The organism is Chitinophaga sp. Ak27, assembly GCF_012726295.1.
Taxonomy (GTDB): domain Bacteria; phylum Bacteroidota; class Bacteroidia; order Chitinophagales; family Chitinophagaceae; genus Chitinophaga.
Genome location: NZ_JABAOB010000001.1, coordinates 583,032 through 602,754, shown reverse-complemented (window position 1 = coordinate 602,754; position 19,723 = coordinate 583,032). Strand labels below are relative to the sequence as shown.

The 19,723-nt window shown below is 48.7% G+C and carries 10 protein-coding genes and 1 pseudogene; 6 read left to right on the top strand and 5 right to left on the bottom strand.

The genetic code is table 11. The features are described 5' to 3' along the window. Positions 1-217: 217 nt before the first annotated feature. Positions 218-1,429, bottom strand: coding sequence for a FecR family protein (locus HGH90_RS02395; protein WP_169190305.1), 1,212 nt, complete (start codon positions 1,427-1,429; stop codon positions 218-220). A 123-nt stretch (positions 1,430-1,552) separates the two neighbouring features. Further along, complete coding sequence (locus tag HGH90_RS02390; protein ID WP_168763408.1) at positions 1,553-2,137, bottom strand: RNA polymerase sigma factor; 585 nt, start codon at positions 2,135-2,137, stop codon at positions 1,553-1,555. A gap of 176 nt (positions 2,138-2,313) precedes the next feature. On the opposite strand from HGH90_RS02390, the gene HGH90_RS02385 reads away from it, so the two are divergent. Further along, positions 2,314-2,859: a hypothetical protein gene (locus HGH90_RS02385; protein WP_168763407.1), complete on the top strand. Its 546-nt coding sequence runs from the start codon at positions 2,314-2,316 to the stop codon at positions 2,857-2,859. Here HGH90_RS02385 and HGH90_RS02380 read toward each other — a convergent pair. Then, positions 2,856-3,146, bottom strand: a complete 291-nt coding sequence (locus HGH90_RS02380) for a hypothetical protein (RefSeq protein ID WP_168763406.1) — start codon at positions 3,144-3,146, stop codon at positions 2,856-2,858. The two genes, HGH90_RS02385 and HGH90_RS02380, sit on opposite strands and share 4 nt — an antisense overlap. Positions 3,147-3,156: 10 nt before the next feature. After that, entirely contained in the window at positions 3,157-3,783 is a 627-nt protein-coding gene (locus tag HGH90_RS02375) for a hypothetical protein (RefSeq protein ID WP_169190304.1), read from the bottom strand. 4 nt (positions 3,784-3,787) lie between these two features. On the opposite strand from HGH90_RS02375, the gene HGH90_RS02370 reads away from it, so the two are divergent. Together HGH90_RS02370 and HGH90_RS02365 are read left to right on the top strand one after the other, a co-directional pair. Beyond that, positions 3,788-3,955 carry a hypothetical protein gene (locus HGH90_RS02370; protein ID WP_169190303.1) on the top strand — a complete coding sequence of 56 codons (168 nt, stop codon included), beginning with the start codon at positions 3,788-3,790 and terminating at the stop codon, positions 3,953-3,955. Between the two features lie 36 nt (positions 3,956-3,991). Next, entirely contained in the window at positions 3,992-4,135 is a 144-nt protein-coding gene (locus HGH90_RS02365; protein ID WP_168763403.1) for a hypothetical protein, read from the top strand. 74 nt (positions 4,136-4,209) lie between these two features. Here HGH90_RS02365 and HGH90_RS02360 read toward each other — a convergent pair whose 3' ends face one another. Continuing rightward, entirely contained in the window at positions 4,210-4,596 is a 387-nt protein-coding gene (locus HGH90_RS02360) for a hypothetical protein (protein ID WP_169190302.1), read from the bottom strand. A gap of 179 nt (positions 4,597-4,775) precedes the next feature. Between HGH90_RS02360 and HGH90_RS02355 the strand changes: the two genes are divergently transcribed. From HGH90_RS02355 to HGH90_RS32225, 3 genes and pseudogenes are all read left to right on the top strand, one after another. Continuing rightward, the gene (locus HGH90_RS02355; RefSeq protein ID WP_169190301.1) at positions 4,776-5,960 is read left to right on the top strand and encodes a hypothetical protein; all 1,185 of its coding nucleotides are present in this window, start codon (positions 4,776-4,778) and stop codon (positions 5,958-5,960) included. Between the two features lie 227 nt (positions 5,961-6,187). Then, positions 6,188-14,023, top strand: a complete 7,836-nt coding sequence (locus HGH90_RS02350; protein WP_169190300.1) for a SpvB/TcaC N-terminal domain-containing protein — start codon at positions 6,188-6,190, stop codon at positions 14,021-14,023. A gap of 82 nt (positions 14,024-14,105) precedes the next feature. Further along, positions 14,106-19,685, top strand: a pseudogene (locus tag HGH90_RS32225) (neuraminidase-like domain-containing protein); the annotation flags it as partial. Between the last annotated feature and the right edge of the window lie 38 nt (positions 19,686-19,723).

Genomic DNA, 19,723 nt, shown 5'->3' with positions numbered 1-19,723 from the left:
GCGGCACAAGTTTGCCTGCCTTGGGAAAAAAGCATCAATTGCATACATTTGTATGGTTTGGGTAAATAATGAATAATTGTCACAAGCGATTTTACATACAGACCCAGGCTTTACCGGGAGCGGTGCAACGCTTCCGGTTTTTTTGTGCCTGTATGGGTAAAGGGATAGTGGAACTTAAGGACTCATGATACCAGTTTTTTTAACGTATAGGTAAATGTCAGGGTGACACGATAATCTGTCTTCCCCTGATCTCGAAATGCACTTCTCCTGTCATTTCCATCATTTTTAATACCTGGGATACCGGTACGTTCCTGGGTATGATACCGCGGAAGTGTGCGGTAACAGGCGCTTTATACACCACCTCCATATTATACCAGCGCGCGATGAGGCGCATAGCGGAGGCAATGTCGTTGCCTTCCAGTTGTATGAACCCGTTTTTCCAGGCGATGGCTTCTTCTGTATTCACATGTGGTACGATGGCCAGTTGGTGATTTTGTTTATCTAGCTGGGCGCCTTGTCCTGGGGCCAGCTGTTGACTGCTACGGTGGTTACTTACTTTTACGGCGCCTTCCAGCAGGGTAGTCTTTATGAGGCCTTCATCTTCATAGGCCATGATATTGAACTGCGTGCCCAGTACCGTCACTTCGAGACTGTCGCCCCCGGTGCGTGTTGTTACCCTGAATGGCATGGCTGCATTAGGGGCTACGTCGAAATAGGCTTCACCGGTAAGTGCCACCTGCCTGCTTTGGCCGCTGAAAGCAACGGGATACCTGAGGGAGCTGGCGGCATTGAGCCATACTTTGGTGCCATCGGGCAGGGTCACCTGGAATTGCCCGCCCCGCGGCGTGCTTAAGGTGTTGTAGGAAAACGCTCCCGCCGTGTTGGAGTTGCCTGCTACAGAAGTATACATCAGTTGCCCGCCGGAAGGCCTGCTGATCCGGGTATTGCCTTGTTGTGCCAACGGTTCGCCATCAGTGCTGTCCAGCGGTACCTGTGTGCCGTCTGCCAGGGTGAGCATGGCTTTGTTGCCGCCGGGCGCTATATCGCTTTTGATCGCAGATGTAGTTGTTGCAACAGCGGGTGCTTGCGGGGACTTATGCTGCCATGCATACCAGCCAGCCGATAGCAATAGTAGTACAGCCGCAGCAGCGGGTATCCAGCGTAGTGGCCGGCGGGCCGGCAGGGCAATAACCGGTGTGGGGGTGGTGAGTTGATCTGCTGCCAGTATTTTACTGGCGATAGTATCCCAGTAGGCAGCATCATAGCTGGCAGCCGGAAGATCATTCTGCAACAACATTTCCAGCTGCTGCGTAATGTCACCGGTAAGGTCATCCCTGACCAGGTCAGACAGTTCCTGCAGCTCCGCATCAGTGGCCGAGTGATTCAATGCCTGCCGGAGCAGGTAGGTAAGACGCTCTTGTATCAACAATTTTTTGGTTGTTTTATGATTCTAAACGTGGATAACGTGGTATTTTATGCAATGTGACAAGGTCCCTTCTATATCAACAGACGCGCAAGCGATTATTTAGGACCTATGGTTCTGAAATTTTTTTTAGAGTCGCAATAACCACAATATAAGGGCGGGGAGCAGATGCCCCGATGCTTCCAGGTGCTTGCGGATAGCTTGTAGTGAACGTACCAGGGAATTTTTTACGGTGTTGGAGGAAAGGGAAAGTTGTTGGGCAATCTCCGGTATCTTCAGTCCCTGTTCCCGGCTGAGCCGGTATATCTGTTGCGCCCTGGGAGGAAGTTGGGCTACGGCAATGCCTACTTGCTTTATCATAGATGCATAGGCCATATTTTCCTCCATGCTGAAGGCTGGCTCAATGGGCGCCAGGGTATCCAGGGCCTTATGATGTACCGCCTGCTTGCGGAGATAAGTAAATGACTGGTAAAAAACAATACGCAGCATCCAGGATCGCGGCTGCTCGATGTCGGGCAGCTTGTCACGGCTAATCCATAACCGGAGGAAGGTTTCCTGGATAATATCTTCGGTAACAGCCGCTGTTTTAGTGATGTGCTGGGCTATGGCGCGGAATTGCGGTACATATATATGAAAAAGCTTCCTGAAGGCGTTTTCATCACCTTCAGAGATTGCCTGGAAAAGTTCTTTATCATTATATGATTGCGCATGCATGCCGGAGAGCCCCTTGTCGCTAAAGTAGCAAAATCTTATGGAAGATTTTTAATTTCCCGGGAATCACAGGGGAGGGAATGTTTTTAATAATGCATATCGAAACGGCCCCAAACTTATCACTTCCGGTGCTTTCAATAAAAAGATTATCTTGGCGATTACTTATCCTTTGTTTGAAAATGAATCTTAAAAGCCTGCTCCCTTTCGAGCAATATACCTTCGTTACGAAGCTGAGCATACCCGAAATAGGTAAACGGATTGCGGATAGTACTGCACCCAGGACGAGAGCGTTTTCGTTTCCTGAACGGCCCGCGGCGGGTAAATTATTTACAGGGTCTGTATCCGGTAACCAGTTTGAGTTAGCGAGAATCATCCAGTACAGGAATTCTTTCCTGCCAGTCATAAAAGGAGAAATGAATACCTACCTGGGAAAAACGGAGGTATCGGTCCGGCAGGCGCCGGCGCTCCCCGTACTTGTTTTTATGGGAATGTGGATGGGTATTGTTTCCCTGGTATGCATCGGAATGCTGTCGTATGGCGTCACACATTTACATCTATTGAAGCCGGGACTAACAATAATGCCTTTCTTCGTTCCTTTTATTATGTGGATAGGAGGTGCCGCCATGGTGTCTATTGGGTTTAAGTCGGAGAGTGGGAAAGCGAAGAAGTTGTTGTTGGAGTTATTGGAGGGAGAGGTGACAGGTAAGGATGCCAAGGCCTACTAGTACTCAATAGGTATTGCAGAAGGGCCATTGGCTATATATGCCTTTGCCGTAGCTTCTGCCTTATCTCTGGCGGATTTTCCGCTGATACATTTCTCAGAGCGCATATTGGAACTGTCAATGGTTACTTCATTGTTGTGCATATCATAAACTGCCCACCACCAGTGGTAATGATCCATCCATTCTGCTCTCAGTAACAGGCCGGCCCACTGAGCTGCGCAGTCATCTTTAAGATCTCCTTCCCAATTAATAGGCGCCATTGCTAATGCTTTTCTTTCTTCCCAGGTCATAAATGTAATTTTACCAGCTTGCGAAAAATACACTTTTTCCTTCTATAAAGTTGTCAATAAATTCCGTTGGAAAGTACACGGTTACCTCCGGACGATGATCAATATCGAGGTAAGAAGCGGCTTTCAACACATCTGCTTTATAAAAATAAGGTTTGCAGTTCACAAATTCGGAGTAGAATGGCATATTCATACCTTTTCTTTGGTAGCCAACTTCTTCGAAATAGATGACCTGCCGTTTAGAAAAAGCAATAGGGTAGGATATTTGAGTAGTCCAGAGCAGAGGACCTCCGGGATCAGTATTGTCTCTTAAATGTGTTTCCGTAATCATCTTCTCTTCAATATCAAGATTTCTTTCCGCTTCGATGTTGAAGATATCCATCGCCAGATCCTGTATGCTACCAGCCAGCAAAGCGCTATCAGCTTCGGAATAATCAAACCGGCTGATGTAGTAGTTGAGATATTGATTTGCCTGGAAAATATAAATGGTAAAGTAGTGAGTGGCTTCTACCAGGTCGCAGATTAGCTGCCGGTGATTCTCGACAAGTGGGGGACATTCTTCTAACTCATCTACGTAGAAAAAATCTACTGAATCATGCTTTTTATCTGTTGGCTTGACATGCCATAGGTCCAATCCCATTTTTATGAGTTTACCAGATAAAGATAATGAGAATGCCGAAAAATATGGCGGTGAAGTTATTTTCGCCATGATAGAGATTGGCATAGAAACATTATCCCCTTTCATTTATGCAATATATCCGCAGGGAAAATCACGTAAAAGGAGGATTTTATCTCTGTCTGTTTTATACTAAATTGTTAGCATTTCTAATCACTCAAACCGGTAATTTATGAAAAAGAAACCTGCTGCCAAATTGAAATTGGCTACAATCAAAGTTGCTGTGCTTAGTCAAACTGCTGTGATGGAAGACCATAACCGCACCCTACCCATTACACAGCACAAAACCTGTCCTGCTACTTATTGGGTATGTTAGTACTGTAGGCAACCTATTTGTCAGTAATGACAACCGGCGCATGGGACTCCATGCGCCGGCTTTTTTTAACAACGCTATGACTTATAATAATTTCGCTGCGCATTCATGATATCCATATTCCGGTCCCTTTTAAACTGTTTGATCTGTTCCCGTTTCTCCTGGTGGGAAAGACTGTTATCCAGTTTTACAGATTTGATTTTATCGGCGTAATCATTCCTGATATCCGCTATCTGCATATCCAGTTTGCTGGGTATTACTGGCGCTGCATAGTAAGGGTAGCCATAATAGAAACCGAATGGAGAGTAGAAGGGGCTGTAGTAACCATAACCACCATAACCACGGTTAATAATGATTGTACTGTGTCCATAGCCTCCTCCTCTGAAGTGTCCGCCCGGTAAATTTGCGAAAGCACTGGTACCTATTACTGACAGTAGAAATACCAGTAAGCATATCCGTTTCATAACTCTTTTGGTTTAAGTACACTTCTTAGACAGCCGATTAACAAGAAAAATTAATGGTATTTACAGCTTTAACATTACTGTAACGCCGGATGTTTTTTTAAGACAATACTTATCTTTGCCGCTGACCCAATGCAGACGTATGCCAGTTTCAAAGGACGGCTACCGATAAAATATACAGGATGAAGAAGAATTTCCCGATAGCTACATTGATAAGTGCAAGACAGGAGCTAGAAGCATCACAAAGAACACTCAAAAGCGACAAAGCCGCGTGGACGGCGGTTAGAAAAACCCTGAATGATGCCACCAGGAAAGTATTGGATGAACAGGTAAACCTGCTCTTTGCCAGGGATATTTGTGCGTACTTTTGGTCGGCTCAAAAGCCAGACTTAGACCAGGTGATGATGTCCCTCCGCCAATTATATCAGCAAGGTGCATCGGCGCGATCGCTCAATAATTATGAGTTGGGAGAATTTAACCTGGCCATGGTGGTAAAAAGTATGATGGATATCGAAGATCGGCAAGTGCTGGCGTTAACGCTGGAGCTGGTGCAACTCACCATCATCGCAGATGCAGATGTCTACTCCCAGAAAGCATATATGGGCAATGGAGGAAGTGTGTGCCTCGAGTTGGCGTGTGTGGGTCTCGGTTGGGGGTTAAGAGAAGGCGATACCTGTGCAACCACCCAGGAGCAATACATGGCCTGTTACCAGGTGTTTTTGTGGTTAATAGAAAAGCCGGAAGTTATGGCTGCGAAATACCATAACCTCGATCCCTTTGCCCTTTTCTTCGGGTTGCATGCTACCGGCTATGGTAATTATGAGGTAGTAGCGCCCATCCATGATAAAGTTACCTGCACGATGATTAGCCTTGGCTTCCTTCCTTTCAGTACTTCGTACCCGGAAAGCGAATGGTCTGACATGGGCTCGGTAAGCAGCTTCCTGGGAAGGACGAAAGATGAAAAGTGGATTAACCTGCTTTTTCCAAACGAACATCCACTGTTAATGAGATACCTGCAAGCGTGGGAAAAAGCTATGATACCAGCCCCATTAAATATCCTGCTCAATAATTTTTCCGCTTCAAATACCGGGAGAAAGATCTTTAAGGCCTCCTTTTCTCCAGGGCCACATTGGTTAATTGCCGGGATGATCAGGCATATTCCAGGAATGTTGTTTAGCCTGGTGACGAGGAATGAAAAACAACTGCTAGCGCCTTTCCTGAAGAATTATAAGCGACAGCTAAGCATTTTACAGAATGAGAAAGGGCAATCCCTGTTGCAGTATGCGCAGCACACAAGAGGTGTAAAAGCAGATACCATTCAATTATTACGAGAGGCGAATATTCCCTTTCCGGCGTATGGACAATAAATAATGATTACTAACGTTTACGGTTATACTTTTTTAAAATCATAAACATCTATAAACAGACCAGGTAAAAGCCAGCCCAGCATTATGGCTTTTGGTTTGTGTATAATGTACATATTGATACTGTTCTCCCCTGAATTAATTTTTTGCAATACCTGAAAAAAAAGATACCCGGTTACAAGAAAAGATTTATTTTTATTACAGAAACCCCAAAAAGTAAAAAGTAGATTATGCCTCTTCATGACCCCAAAAAAACGGGTAATCCTCAGGATTATCGCGGACAGAGCGTATTCTCATCTAACAACGATTCCGCCTCATCTTCTCCCGGCGATATACAGATGCCCGTTGTTGCATTGCCAAAAGGAGGGGGAGCTATTAAAGGTATTGATGAGAAATTTAACGTAAACGCTGTCACCGGCACTGCCGCTTTTTCCATTCCCATTCCATACAGCCCCGGCCGTAACGGCTACCTACCGGGTTTTGAGATGTCGTATCATTCCGGTAGTGGCAACAGCAGCTTCGGACTGGGCTGGGAAGTAACCATCCCGTGTATCAGCCGGAAAACTGAAGATGGGCTACCCCGATACCGCGATGCCGAAGAGTCAGATATCTTCGTTTTATCCGGCGCTGAAGACCTGGTACCCCTGCTGGAATGGAATGGCAGCGAGTGGAAAAATATACCCGTTCCCAGAACGGTAGATGGCACCTCCTACGTGGTGATGCGCTATCGCCCGCGGGTAGAAGGCACCTTTACCCGTATCGAAAAATGGACAGATACCAGCACTGCCCAGGTACATTGGCGCATCATTTCAGCCGATAACCATACTTCTTATTATGGGCTTACCACCAACAGCCAGGTGATTGACCCCGATAACGGAAGCCGCGTGTTTAAATGGATGCTTTGCCGCACACACGATGACAAAGGGAACCTGGTACAACTGGTATATAAACAAGAAGATTTTGCCGGTATTACTGCGCAGCAAAACGAAATTCACCGCCTTCATCATTGTACACAGTTATATATTAAGCAGATATTGTACGGAAACAAGCAAGCGTGGTACCTGGGCGATCCGTTACCGGATGAAAAGGATTTTCTCTTCAAAGTCATTTTCGACTATGGCGAACATGATACCGCTACCAATATCCCGAAAGATATAGACCAGGAAAAGAATAGCTGGACCTGCCGGAAAGATCCCTTTTCTTCCTACCGGTCAGGCTTCGAAATTCGCACCTATCGCAGGTGCTGCCGGGTAATGATGTTTCATTGCTTTCCAGCGGAACAGCTACCTATAAATCCCTGCCTGGTAAAATCGTTGCAACTGTTTTACGATGATAATCTTCCGCTCACGGGTAATGGCAGCCAGGTAAATGGTTATTCCTTTCTCGTGAAAGCCCGGCAGAACGGGCATCTTTGGGATGCCGGCGCCAACGCTTACCGTACAAAATATTTCCCCGAACTGGAACTGCAATACCAATCGCATGAATGGAATACCAGCGTACAGGCGGTAAGTCCCGATAACCTGGTCCACGCCCCGGTAGGCATCGATGATAAAACCTATCTATGGGTAGATCTCTATAGCGAAGGAATCGCCGGTATTCTCACGGAACAGGGCGGCGGATGGTATTATAAATCCAACCTCGGCAACGGGCAGTTTTCTCCTGCAAAACCGGTAGCCCCCCGGCCATCCTATGGAGGCCTCAACAAAGGCGTGATGATACAGGAGCTGGAAGGCAATGGTATCAAGTACCTGGTACAGGTAGATAAAAAATTCAACGGTTTCTTTAAGCTGACCGAAGACGCCACCTGGGAAGGCATGAAGTACTTCGAGCAAGCGCCGGTGCTCTATCCGAAAGAAAAGAATATGCGCTTTATTGACCTCACCGGCGATCATATACCTGATATGCTCTATACCGATGAATACCAGTTCCGCTGGTATGCCGGCGCAGGAGAAAAAGGCTTTGAAGTACCGGAAACCGTGATAAAAGCAACGGATGAAGAGCAGGGACCAGCCATCGTTTTTACAGACCAGGAACAATGTATTTTCCTCGCAGATATGAGCGGCGACGGTTTGACCGACATTGTACGTGTCCGGAACGGGGAGATTTGCTACTGGCCCAACCTGGGTTATGGCCGGTTTGGCGCCAAAGTAAATATGGACCATGCACCGGTATTCGATTATCCCGAGCAGTTCAATCCCGCCTACCTCAGGCTGGCAGACATCGATGGTTCCGGTACCACAGATGTGATCTACCTGGGTAAAAATAATTTCAGTGTATGGATGAACCTGAATGGTAACGAATGGGCAGCTGCGCCGGAAGTGATCACCGCTTTTCCCGCAGTAGACCAAATGTCGCATATAGCGGTGATGGATTTCCTTGGGGCAGGTACTGCCGCTATCGTATATGCGTCGCCGATAGCCAGTAACCCCTTGCAGTATATCGACCTGATGGGAAGCAGGAAACCGGCATTGCTGATTGGGTATAAAAATAATTGCGGGAGGGAAGTGACCATCGAATATAAATCTTCTACCTTCTACTACCTGGAAGATAAAGGGAGAGGTATTCCCTGGATCACGAAGCTCCCATTCCCGGTGCATTGTATTTCCCGCGTCACCACTGCCGATAAGATACGGGAAACTATTTTTACCAACACCTACCGTTATCGCCACGGCTATTACGATGCTACAGAGAAAGAATTCCGGGGATTTGCCCGGGTAGAGCAGGATGATACCGAAGTATTCAGCCAGTTTGTAGTCAATGTGGCGTTGAACGTGGTAGAAGAAGATCTGCACCAACCACCCGTTACCACCATTTCCTGGTTCCATACCGGTGCTTACCTGGCCAATCAGCGACTGTTGCACCAATGTGCCGCAGAGTATTTTAATGGCATTACGCCTTACGACATGCCAGATCCGATATTGCCGGTGGGTTTGCAGCCCTACGAAATCCATGAAGCATTACGTGCCTGCAAAGGACAGCACCTGCGCACAGAAGTATATGCGTTTGATGGCAGCCCGCAACGGTCCTATCCCTATACTGCCATGCAGGCCAACAATGAAATACGCCTGATTCAGCCCAAAGGAAGTAACCGTTATGCGTCTTTCCAGCTGCTGCCATCGGAAAGTATTACTTATGCCTATGAAAGAAACCCGGCAGACCCCCGTATTGCCCATTCCTTTGTATTGGAAACAGACGACCTGGGCTATACAACGAAAGCTGCTGCGGTAATATATCCGCGGTTAAGCCGGCCCGCTGCACCCAACGATATCCCCGATAAAGTATGGGACGAACAACGACAACTCCACATTACCTATAACGAAACAGGATATACGAAAGATGTGATCGCAGAGGATACCTACCGCCTTCGCGAGCAATGCGAATCGCGCGCTTACGAAGTAGGTGGTATCAGTCAACCTCCGGGCTTTTACCTGCATAGAACTGACCTGGCAGGAATACCTGCCGCTACTGTTATCCAGTACGAAGAAGAATTCAGTGGAGGTGTACAGAAGAGATTATCCGCGCATGGCCGCATCTACTACCTGAAAGATGATTTATCAGGTCCCCTGGCATTAGGCACGCTTTCTTCGCTTGGATTTGTCCATAAAAAATACCAGCTCACGTTTACCCAAAACCTGGTGACCAAATACTATGGTACGGAAGTAACTTCCTCTATGCTGGCAAACGCAGGTTATACCCACACAGAAGCCGATGTACACTGGTGGGCTCCCTCCGGGACGGATATTTTTTCTGCTACACCGGCAGCAGATTTTTACATCCCCACCGGCACCAAAGATGTATTTGGCAGGGAGCATCATATACAATACGATGCCCTGCATATACTGGTGGAAAGCAGCACGGATGCCATCGGGAATACCGTTAAGGCAGATAATGACTACCGCGTATTAAAGCCTCACCAGATTACCGATATCAATGGCAACCGCTCTGCTGTGGAAACCGACGAGCTGGGATTTGTTGTTAAAATTGCTGTGATGGGCAAAGCCGGTAGCAGCGATGGTGATACCCTGGCAGATCCGACCAACCGCATGGAGTACGACTTGTTTAACTGGGTGAATAATGGCAAACCTAATTATGTACACTGCTTCAGCAGGGAACAGCATGGCGCCGCCAACCCACGGTGGCAGGAAAGTTACGCTTATTCCAATGGCAGCGGCGCTGTTATCATGACCAAGAACCAGGTGAATCCCGGCAAGGCCAAAGTATGGAACAATGTTACCCATACAGTAGACGAAGTAGATGCCAATCCCCGCTGGGTAGGCAACGGCCGGACCATCTATAACAACAAAGGCAACGCGGTAAAGAAATATGAGCCTTATTTCAGTACTACGTTTGACTATGAATCAGAAGCTGAGCTGGTGGAAACCGGCGTCACTGCTACCCGTTATTATGATCCTACCGGACGCTTAATAAAAACTGTTTTCCCGAACGGCACATTTTCCCATATTGAATTTACCCCCTGGTATTTTAAGTCTTTTGATGTAAATGATAACGTAGCCGCCAGTCAGTGGTATAGCGACCGGGGAAGCCCTTTATCAGGCGATCCGGAACCTTCCGATCCGGAAACAAGGGCTGCCTGGCTTACTATACGCCATAACCTTACACCGGCCATGTTTCACTCCGATGCCATCGGCCGGCCATTGATGACCGTATCAGATTATGGTGCTGGTAAAACTACTGCCGTATGGGTGGAAACAGATGCGTTAGGGCGGTACTCAAAATCGTTTGATCAGCTGAAGCGATTGATCAGCTTTGGCGCCAGCAACATGGCAGGCGGACCTATGTATTCCAAAACAGCGGAGAAAGGCGAGAAATGGGTATTCCAGGACGTGCAGGGCCGTATATATAAAATGTGGAATGGTGGCGGACAGTACTATCGTTTTGAGTTCGATGACCTCGACAGGCCAGTGAGCAGCTATCTGAAAGTGGGTGCTACTGAATGGTTGTATGCCCGCGTGGTGTACGGCGACTTGTTTCCCGATGCACAGGCCAGGGCGCTCAACATGAAAGGCAAGATATACCAGGTATACGACCAAAGTGGAGTAAGTACGATCAAAGGCATCGATTTTAAAGGTAACACTACAGCAGCTGAGAAAAGGTTAACCAAAGATTATCAGCAGCTGATAGATTGGACACCATTGAAAGGGCTCATCGTCATTCCTGATATTCTTACCGCTGCTGACCCCCTGCTGGAAACGACTATTTATAGGTCGGCCGGTACCTTCGATGCGCTGAACCGGCCTATGACGGCTACCTTGCCGGATCAATCCATTGTACAGCCAATCTACAATGAAGCCAATTTTATTGCTACCCTGAATGTGAAACCCAGAGGGGTTGGGGCGTTTATACCCTTCCTGAAGAACCAGGACTACGATGCAAGAGGGCAAAGGCAAATGGCACAATATGGAAATGGCACGATAACGAAATATTTCTATGATCCGCTTACCTTCCGTCTGACGGATTTGCTAACGCTGCAAAAGGATACAGATACCGCGCCGGAAGCGCTGCAAAATATTTCGTTCACATACGATCCAATTGGTAACATCACCCAGATCAGGGATGATGCACAACAAACACATTTTTTTAAGAATACTGTAGTATACCCTGAGTCAAAGTTTGAATACAATGCCATTTATCAATTGACAAAAGCCAGTGGCAGAGAGCACGCCGGCTTGTCGATGGATACACAGCGTAACAATATGGACATCGCATTTATTCCGCAATTGCCGGAAATGAATAACAGTACGGCGGTGAGGATGTATACGGAGCAATATGATTTTGATGATTGTGGTAATATCCGGTGGCTGAAACACAATGCCCCCGCTGCCACCTGGCAGCAGCGGTATCGCTATGAATACGAGGATGATCCATCCAACGTGACCAACCGGTTAAAGGCCACCAGTATGCCGGGCGATGGGCCAGGCATATTTTCAGGTACCTATGTGCATAATGCAGGAGGGAATATGGCTTCCATGCCGCATTTATCGGCGCCCAACAGCCTGACCTGGAATTTCCAGTCTCAGCTGAGCGGTGTTAACCTCGGTGGTGGTGGACAGGCCTATTATGTATATGGCTCCGGCGGGCAACGGTGCCGGAAAATTATAGAACGCATCGGCGGAAAAAAGCTGCAGCGTATTTATCTCGGTGCGGTGGAAATCTATCAGGAAAGTACCGGGATGGGGACGCCCGATTTTGAGCGGTACACATTGCGGATAGCAGATAATGCCGGCGTCATTGCCCAGGTAGATACCAAAACCATTGATACGCTGGGCAGCGACCCGGGTACAGCATTAAACGCCCCGGTAGTACGCTATCAGTATGGTAACCATATTGGTTCCGCAGTGATGGAAACCAACAGTACAGGAGACGTGATCTCTTATGAAGAATATCATCCTTTCGGTACGTCTGCTTATCGTATTGCCAAGCCCGGTGCTGACCTTAGTATGAAGCGATATCGTTTCTGCGGTAAGGAAAGAGATGAGGAAACAGGTTTTTATTATTTCGGCGCGCGTTACTATGCGGCCTGGCTTGGGCGTTGGATCAGCAGCGATCCTGCGGGGTTTGTAGATGGATTGAATTTGTATTGCTATTGTTCCAATAACCCGGTGATGATACAGGACCCTACCGGTACCGATGGGGGACGGGTAACGATTTCTGGTCATGCTACCGGCCGCGAAACAGAATCGGATATCAGGAATGTATTGAGAAAACAGGGATATGATTTCCGCAGGATGCCTACCTGGGAACCGAATGCGAGTGGTACCGGCGGCAGGTGGAATTTCGGTGATGACAATCTTTACCGCATACCGCGGGGAAGTGGTAGTAGTCACCATAGTTCAGGTGCTACACATCCCAGTGGAGGCGGGTCGGGTTCCGGTTCAGGTTCCGGTACCACACCGCCGCCTACAGGCGCTGGCGCCGGTAGTGGGGGAGATGCGGGTGCGCCACCACCGGATACACATCCGCAAAGCGGCCCTACTGGTACGCCGGGAGGCGCTGCAGGTGGCACACCCGGAGGATCTCCCGGAGGAGGGCCTGGGGGCAGCCCGGGCGGATCTCCGGGCGGAGTACCGGGAGGTAGTCCGCAAGGCAGTGCCGGTGGCAGCCCGCAGGGTACATCTGGCGGCAGTCCTAACGGCACACCGGGAGGCAGCGGCAGCGGAGGAGGTGGTGGAGAACGTTCGTTCTGGAGCCGTGGTGGAGCTACCTTACTCGGTGGCCTGTTATTGTTGGGCGCCGGTTTGCTTACCATCTTCACTGCCGGTGCCGCCACGCCTTTGCTGGTGCTGGCAGCAGGCGCCATGGCCACAGCAGGCGGTGTAGCGGTAACGACCGCGAGTGCAGTGCAATTAGGTGTTTCCTATAGCGGGGGTACTACCGCAGCGCAAGACCAGGAGATGAGACACGCATTGAGTACCGTGTCTTCCCTCAGTTCACCGGGTGGATTGGTAGGCGGTACCGTGGGCGTGGCGGTAGATGGCGAACAGGGGCTGGAAAGAGGCGCGCTGATCGGAAATGTAGCAGAGTTGGGAACAGGGGTAGCCAGGTTCGGCATTTCCCGGTTCTCCTCCGGATCTTACCGGATGTTGTCTCCCGACCCGGCTTTAGCAGGACAGGGAGCTACGTTTGCACCAACGGTGCCTAGAGGCGTACAGGTGTTGAGTACGCATGGTGTGCCAGGCATGGTAGATGTAGGCGGTACGTTGGTGCCGGTAGGAGAGCTGGCGCCTACAATACAGAGTACTGCCGGTGGAAGGGCCATGGTACTTGCATGCAACGTAGCGCATGACCCGGCAGCGGTGCAGTCACTCGCTAATGAAACCGGACGTAGTATCACGGCATATACCAATTTCGTTGGTGCAAATGATTATAACAACATTGTGAGCTTTGCAGGTACGCACCTTACCGGCCCGGTAATGCCACCTGTTGTAACAGGACTTGCTACTCCAACGGTATTCAACCCAACTTATCTCAGCCCATATCTAAGTCTGACGCCCAATGTGGCTGCTCCTGCAGCCGCCACGGTAGGTGGGGTACAGGCCCAGCAATAAAACGTATAGCCGGCGCCGTGTTAACCGGAAGATTATCACGGCGCCCTGTACATCCCTCTTCATTGTTCTAATTCCAAAAAAAATGAAAGCACACCTCATCAAAGGGTTCATTAAAAGTTCCCGCACTGGCCACCCCCTCCACGGATTGAGGATAGAGGCCTGGAGCACCGAAGCACTCATCAACGTGCCACTCGCCAACGGTATTACCGACGAAAATGGCCGGTTTATGCTGACTTTCAACGAAGGCCTGGTACAGGAATTACTAAGGCATAACCCGCAGATTTATTTCCGGGTATGGCAGGAAGAAGTAATCCTTTCCGGCAGCCATGATGCAAAAAGCTGGAATGTACATGAAACAACAGAAGAAATAACGCTGGAGGTAGAATCGAAAAGCGGCCACGATGGCGTGCAAAGCGCTATTGTAACGGGTACAGTATATCAACCGGATAATACGCCTGCCCCACATCTCACCGTAAAAGCATTTGACAAAGACCTGCGCTCGGAAACCACTTTGGGAGAAGCCCTCACTGATGCCAACGGAAAATATAGTATCCCTTACGATCAGCGGCTGGTAGAAAGAAATGAGTACCAACGCGCGGATATCTTAATGCGAGTATATAAAGACAGCCAGCTGCTGTTTGAAACAGATATCAACGATATTGTATTCAATGCTCCCGCCCGCGTGAATATTGATATTCACCTGAAAGAAAGCCCAGGAAATACGTCCAGTGAATATGAAAACTATCTGCGGATATTATCTCCGGTAACTGGTAAAATAACACTGGATACCCTCGAGGAATCCACCACTCATCCGGACATCACCTTCCTAAACCGGGAAACCGGGATCGACTATCACCACCTCGAATACCTGGCATTATCGTATAGGATCCGGCAACAATTCCAGTTTGAGCCTGCCTTCTTTTATGCTATTTTCAGAGAAGGTACTTTACTGAAGAATGATCTCCAACAATGGCTTACTACCAGGGTGACCATCAACATCTCTTCCGATGTGAAATCCCTGGTATATGAAACGGCATTGGTAGACACCGACACGATCAGTACTGCCATTACAGATGCTATTGCTGCCCATATTATTCCGGATATCAGCAAAGTCCTGCCCGTTATGCTGCGGCAATTACAGGGGCTGCAGGAAGAAGCAAAGAAATATATACAGGAAGAAAGACCCCGTCAATGGGCTAATCTCCTGGTAGGCAGTGTCAAAGACGGGTCTTACAAAAAACTGGTGGAACTGATCAGTCAGAACGCCGGCGGCAACCTGCCACAACTGCTCAATAACCTGATAACTGCCAATCCTTTCTTGAATGCGGCTACTGCCAATGACGCCGCAGTAAACATTAACATCGCTAGTCTGCTGGGCACCGATGATACCCTGATACAACATGTAAAAGCTTCTGCAAAGATCAAAGATGAGCAGGAAGTGTCGCAACTGGCGGCCCTTTCTACTGACGAGTGGAAGAATATGCTCAACCGCTTACCTGATGAGCAACTACGCGCCAGCATGACCGCCAGTACCGATGCTTTGGATACGCATGCCACCATCCTGCAGGGGCGCTTCCGGCAAAAATATCCCCAGGTGGCCTTCATGGCTGACTTCAAAAGAGATCAGCCTGCCGCTATGGAAGAAATGAAACAACTGCCGGTAATAGACCTGGGAGGCAAACCGATAGATACACAGCTGAAAGATTCTCCGCTGTCGGACAATGCGAAAGCACAACTCCGCTCCCTGCAAAGGCTGTACAAGCTAACACCCGACTACAATAAAGCCAAAAAATTGCAGGCAGATCAACTCACATCAGCTTACCACATTGTAGGATTAGGACAAAAACAATTCGTTACCCGATACAGTAAAGATCAAACCTTTACAGAGAAAGAAGCAGCTGCCGTATATCAGAAAGCGGTAAATATTCATACTGCGGCGATGACACTTGGCGCCGAATTGAAAGAGTACGGCAGCGCAGGTAAGCTGAAAGCGCTAAATGGTGAAGCATTATCGTTAAAGATAGAACAGGTATCGAAAGATTTCCCCAACCTGAAAAGCCTGTTCCAGGAAACAGATCTCTGCGAATGCATGGACTGCCGGTCAGTATATGGTCCGGCGGCCTACCTGGCGGATGTATTGCAATTCCTGAAGAACCGCTTGCTGGCCAATGGCACCAAAACTGCGAAGGACGTATTGTTTACCCGGCGGCCAGATATCGGCGATATTGACCTGAACTGCGATAATGCTAATACGCCTATTCCCTATATCGACCTGGTATGCGAAGTGCTGGAAGATGCGGTGAGCCCCGACCTGGGTATTTTACTCGATAACAGCTATACTGCCGATATAGTCGTGGGAAAAATCAATGGTCATCTCCTGAAAGGTCTCACTGACAATGGCGTGAAGCATGTTACCGACCAGGCGCTATTGTATCCTAAGTATTCCGCAGCGGGCGTAGATACCTATATGTTGCGCGATACCCAAAGTACCACTAAGATATCGGCGGAAGGCAGCGGTTGGCGGGTAAGACAGCTTCGGCAGACACACCTGGGTGCTGCGGAACTAAATGCCGCCCCGGAATATGTAAATGATGCCGCTTACCAGGCGTTGTCGGTGTCACATATATCTTTCGGACTTCCTTTTGATATCTATCAGCAAAGAAGCAATAGCTTGCTGGAAATAGTGAATATAGAAAGGGCAGATCTGATGGACACGCTGGGAAACGCTGCTGGCCCTGATGCTCCATCCAAAGCAGCCGTATACCTGAAAATATCGCCGGCGGAAAGAACATTGATCGTAACGCCGGATCCCACTACCGCAGGACAGGCGGTTTACTGGAATACCGGCGCCCTCCCATTGATTACTACTTTGCAGGAAGTAGATGTATTCCTGAAAAAGAGTGGGTTGAGCTATGTAGACCTGCAACAACTGCTGACCGAATCTTTCATTAATCCCGGCAACAACCTGTTTATCCAACACCTGGATAACACCTGTGATACGGCAAAGAAGATCATTGCAAATCTTGACGAGCCGGCGCTGGACCGCATTCACCGGTTCCTGCGACTGTACCACAGAACAGCGATCAGCATGGATAACCTGAACAGTATCATTATGTATACTGACCTGGGTAACCAGCAACTCAATGATGCTACATTGGTATTGACCGCCGACCTCCTCAAGCTGCAAAACAGCCTGGGTATTACCTTAGAACAAGCCTTGTCATTTTATGGGCAGCAACCGGTTAGCTTGTATACTTCCGTATATCTCAACCGGATTGCTACCAACCCGATAGATGAGGCATTTACCGTAAAGAATATCGTGGCCAATGAACTCCTGCCGGTAGGTAGCCGCGATACACTCAGTGCGCATCTGACTACACTGGGATTAAGCCTGAAGCTGAAGGCCGCTGATATCACTTTTCTCATCAGCCAGTTGAATCCTGCAGATACTACGCTGACGCGTGATAACCTGGCATTCCTGTACCGGCATGGTTTGCTGGCCAACCTGCTGGGACTGAAAGTACAGGAACTGTTTTCGTATAGTAGCCTGGCTACGCTACCGTTATTTACCACGCCGGCTGGCACCAGCGGATTGGTAGCTAGCGTGCGGTTTATGCAGGCAGCCGGTTTTACTGTGAGCGACCTGCAATGGTTCCTGCAAAACAGCGATCCTACTGGTTTGCTCACAATGCAGGATACTGCCATTACTACCTGGCTCACTACCTTGCAGGGAGCCTATCAGCAAGCATTTAATGCTACCCGGTCTGCTTTTAACGCCGCATTAACGCCGGATGAAAATAAGAATGGCCTGAAGCAACAAATGAATTTGCTACCGGGAATAGCTGCTGCGGCAGTAGATAAGATGCTGGCCATTATAAGTAATACCTTCGCAGATGCTTTATCGCCACAGGCTTACGTGGCAGCCAACCTGGGCGTGTATTTCGATACCCTGGACATCCAGAGTAAGATCACCACCCTGCTGGCGCTGGCGCCGGGCGATCCAAATATTCCCGCTGCACAAAACGCGTTGATACAATCCTTCAGTACGCCTATCTCCCTGTATCTGTTCCAGGCTGCCAAAAAAACGGCGTTGTATAATGCCGTACAAAATACGTTTGGTACTACCGATGTCGTTACACAGGTATTGTTGCAATATGCTTCCTTGAAATTCCCTGGCCCGGCTAAGGTGCTCGGCGATGTATTATTGGACGATCTGCTGATAGACCAGGTAAATATGCCACCGGTTCCGCCAGTGATAACTCCTGCCGGATTTGAAAAGCAGTACCGGGCTATCCGGCTGCTAAAGCTCATGGTCAGTTATTTCAACAGGATCAGTATCCAGGCGAAAGACTTGCAGTGGTTCCTGCAAAACAATGCGGTGATGGGCTGGTTGGAACTGGATACCCTCCGGTACCAGGGCGATGTGCCCGCAGCAGATTTTGATAAATGGGTGAAATGGCAGACTGCATTACAACTAATGCAGAACGATGGTACGGTACAAAGCCCGGCAGATCCTAATGTAATATTATCCTGGACAGATGTATGGGGACAGGTGGCATCCGGTGCAGCGCAATTAGACACCATTCATACTCTCACCTTATTTACTGGTTGGGATATCAACGATGTAAATGACCTGGTTACCTGGTACGGCTATACGTATCCGGCAGACTTTAAGCTGCCAGCTACCTGGCAGCGGCTTGGCGCAGCAACAGCGGCTTTACGGCTGTTGGGTGTGCCAACGGTCACTGCTACGCAGTTCATTAAACCTGTGTTGACGAACGTGGAAGCGGACCTGATCACCCAGACATTGCGCAATAAATACGACGACAAGCAATGGCTGAACGTTATTCAGCCCGTGGAAGATGCGCTGCGTCCACAGAAAAGAGACGCACTGGTAGCCTACCTGCTGGCATTTAACCCCGACCTGAACGGACCGGACGACCTGTACGACTATTTCCTGATGGATGTATTGATGCAACCCGGTCAGCCGAGTTCCCGTATCGTGATGGCGCATGGAATCCTTCAATTGTTTATACAACGCTGCCTGATGGCGCTGGAACCAAATGCCATTGCAGACGTAACGCAGGATGATGGCTGGAGCCAATGGTTGTGGATGAAGAATTTCCAGGTATGGGTAGCCAACAGGAAAGTATTTCTGTATCCCGAAAACTGGATACAACCGGAACTGCGGACCGACCAGTCTTATTTCTTTGCTGACCTCATCTCAGAACTGCAACAGAATGAAATTACAGACGACAACGTGGAAACAGCCGCTATACATTATCTGGAGAAACTGGACGATGTAGCCAGCCTGGATGTGCGCGCCTGCTATTATGATGTGAGCACTTATACCATGCATGTGATTGCCCGGGTAAGAGGGGGTAGCACCTATTACTATCGCACTGGCGTGAAAGAACGCAAATGGGAACCATGGACAAAAGTGGATGTAGATATTTCCGGCGACCACCTGCTGGCCTATATGCTTAACAACCGGCTGTTCCTGGCCTGGCACCTGCCCACAGAAGAAATCCAGCAGGGGCAGAACGTGAGCATTCCAAGTACGCCTATTAATCAACCAGTGGCAGCGCCATTGAAACGCTATAAGATACAGCTGGCCACCAGCGAATGTATCAATGGGGTATGGCAGCCTAAACGAACTTCGCAGGATGTATTGTACACGGGGTATTACAATGACCTCAA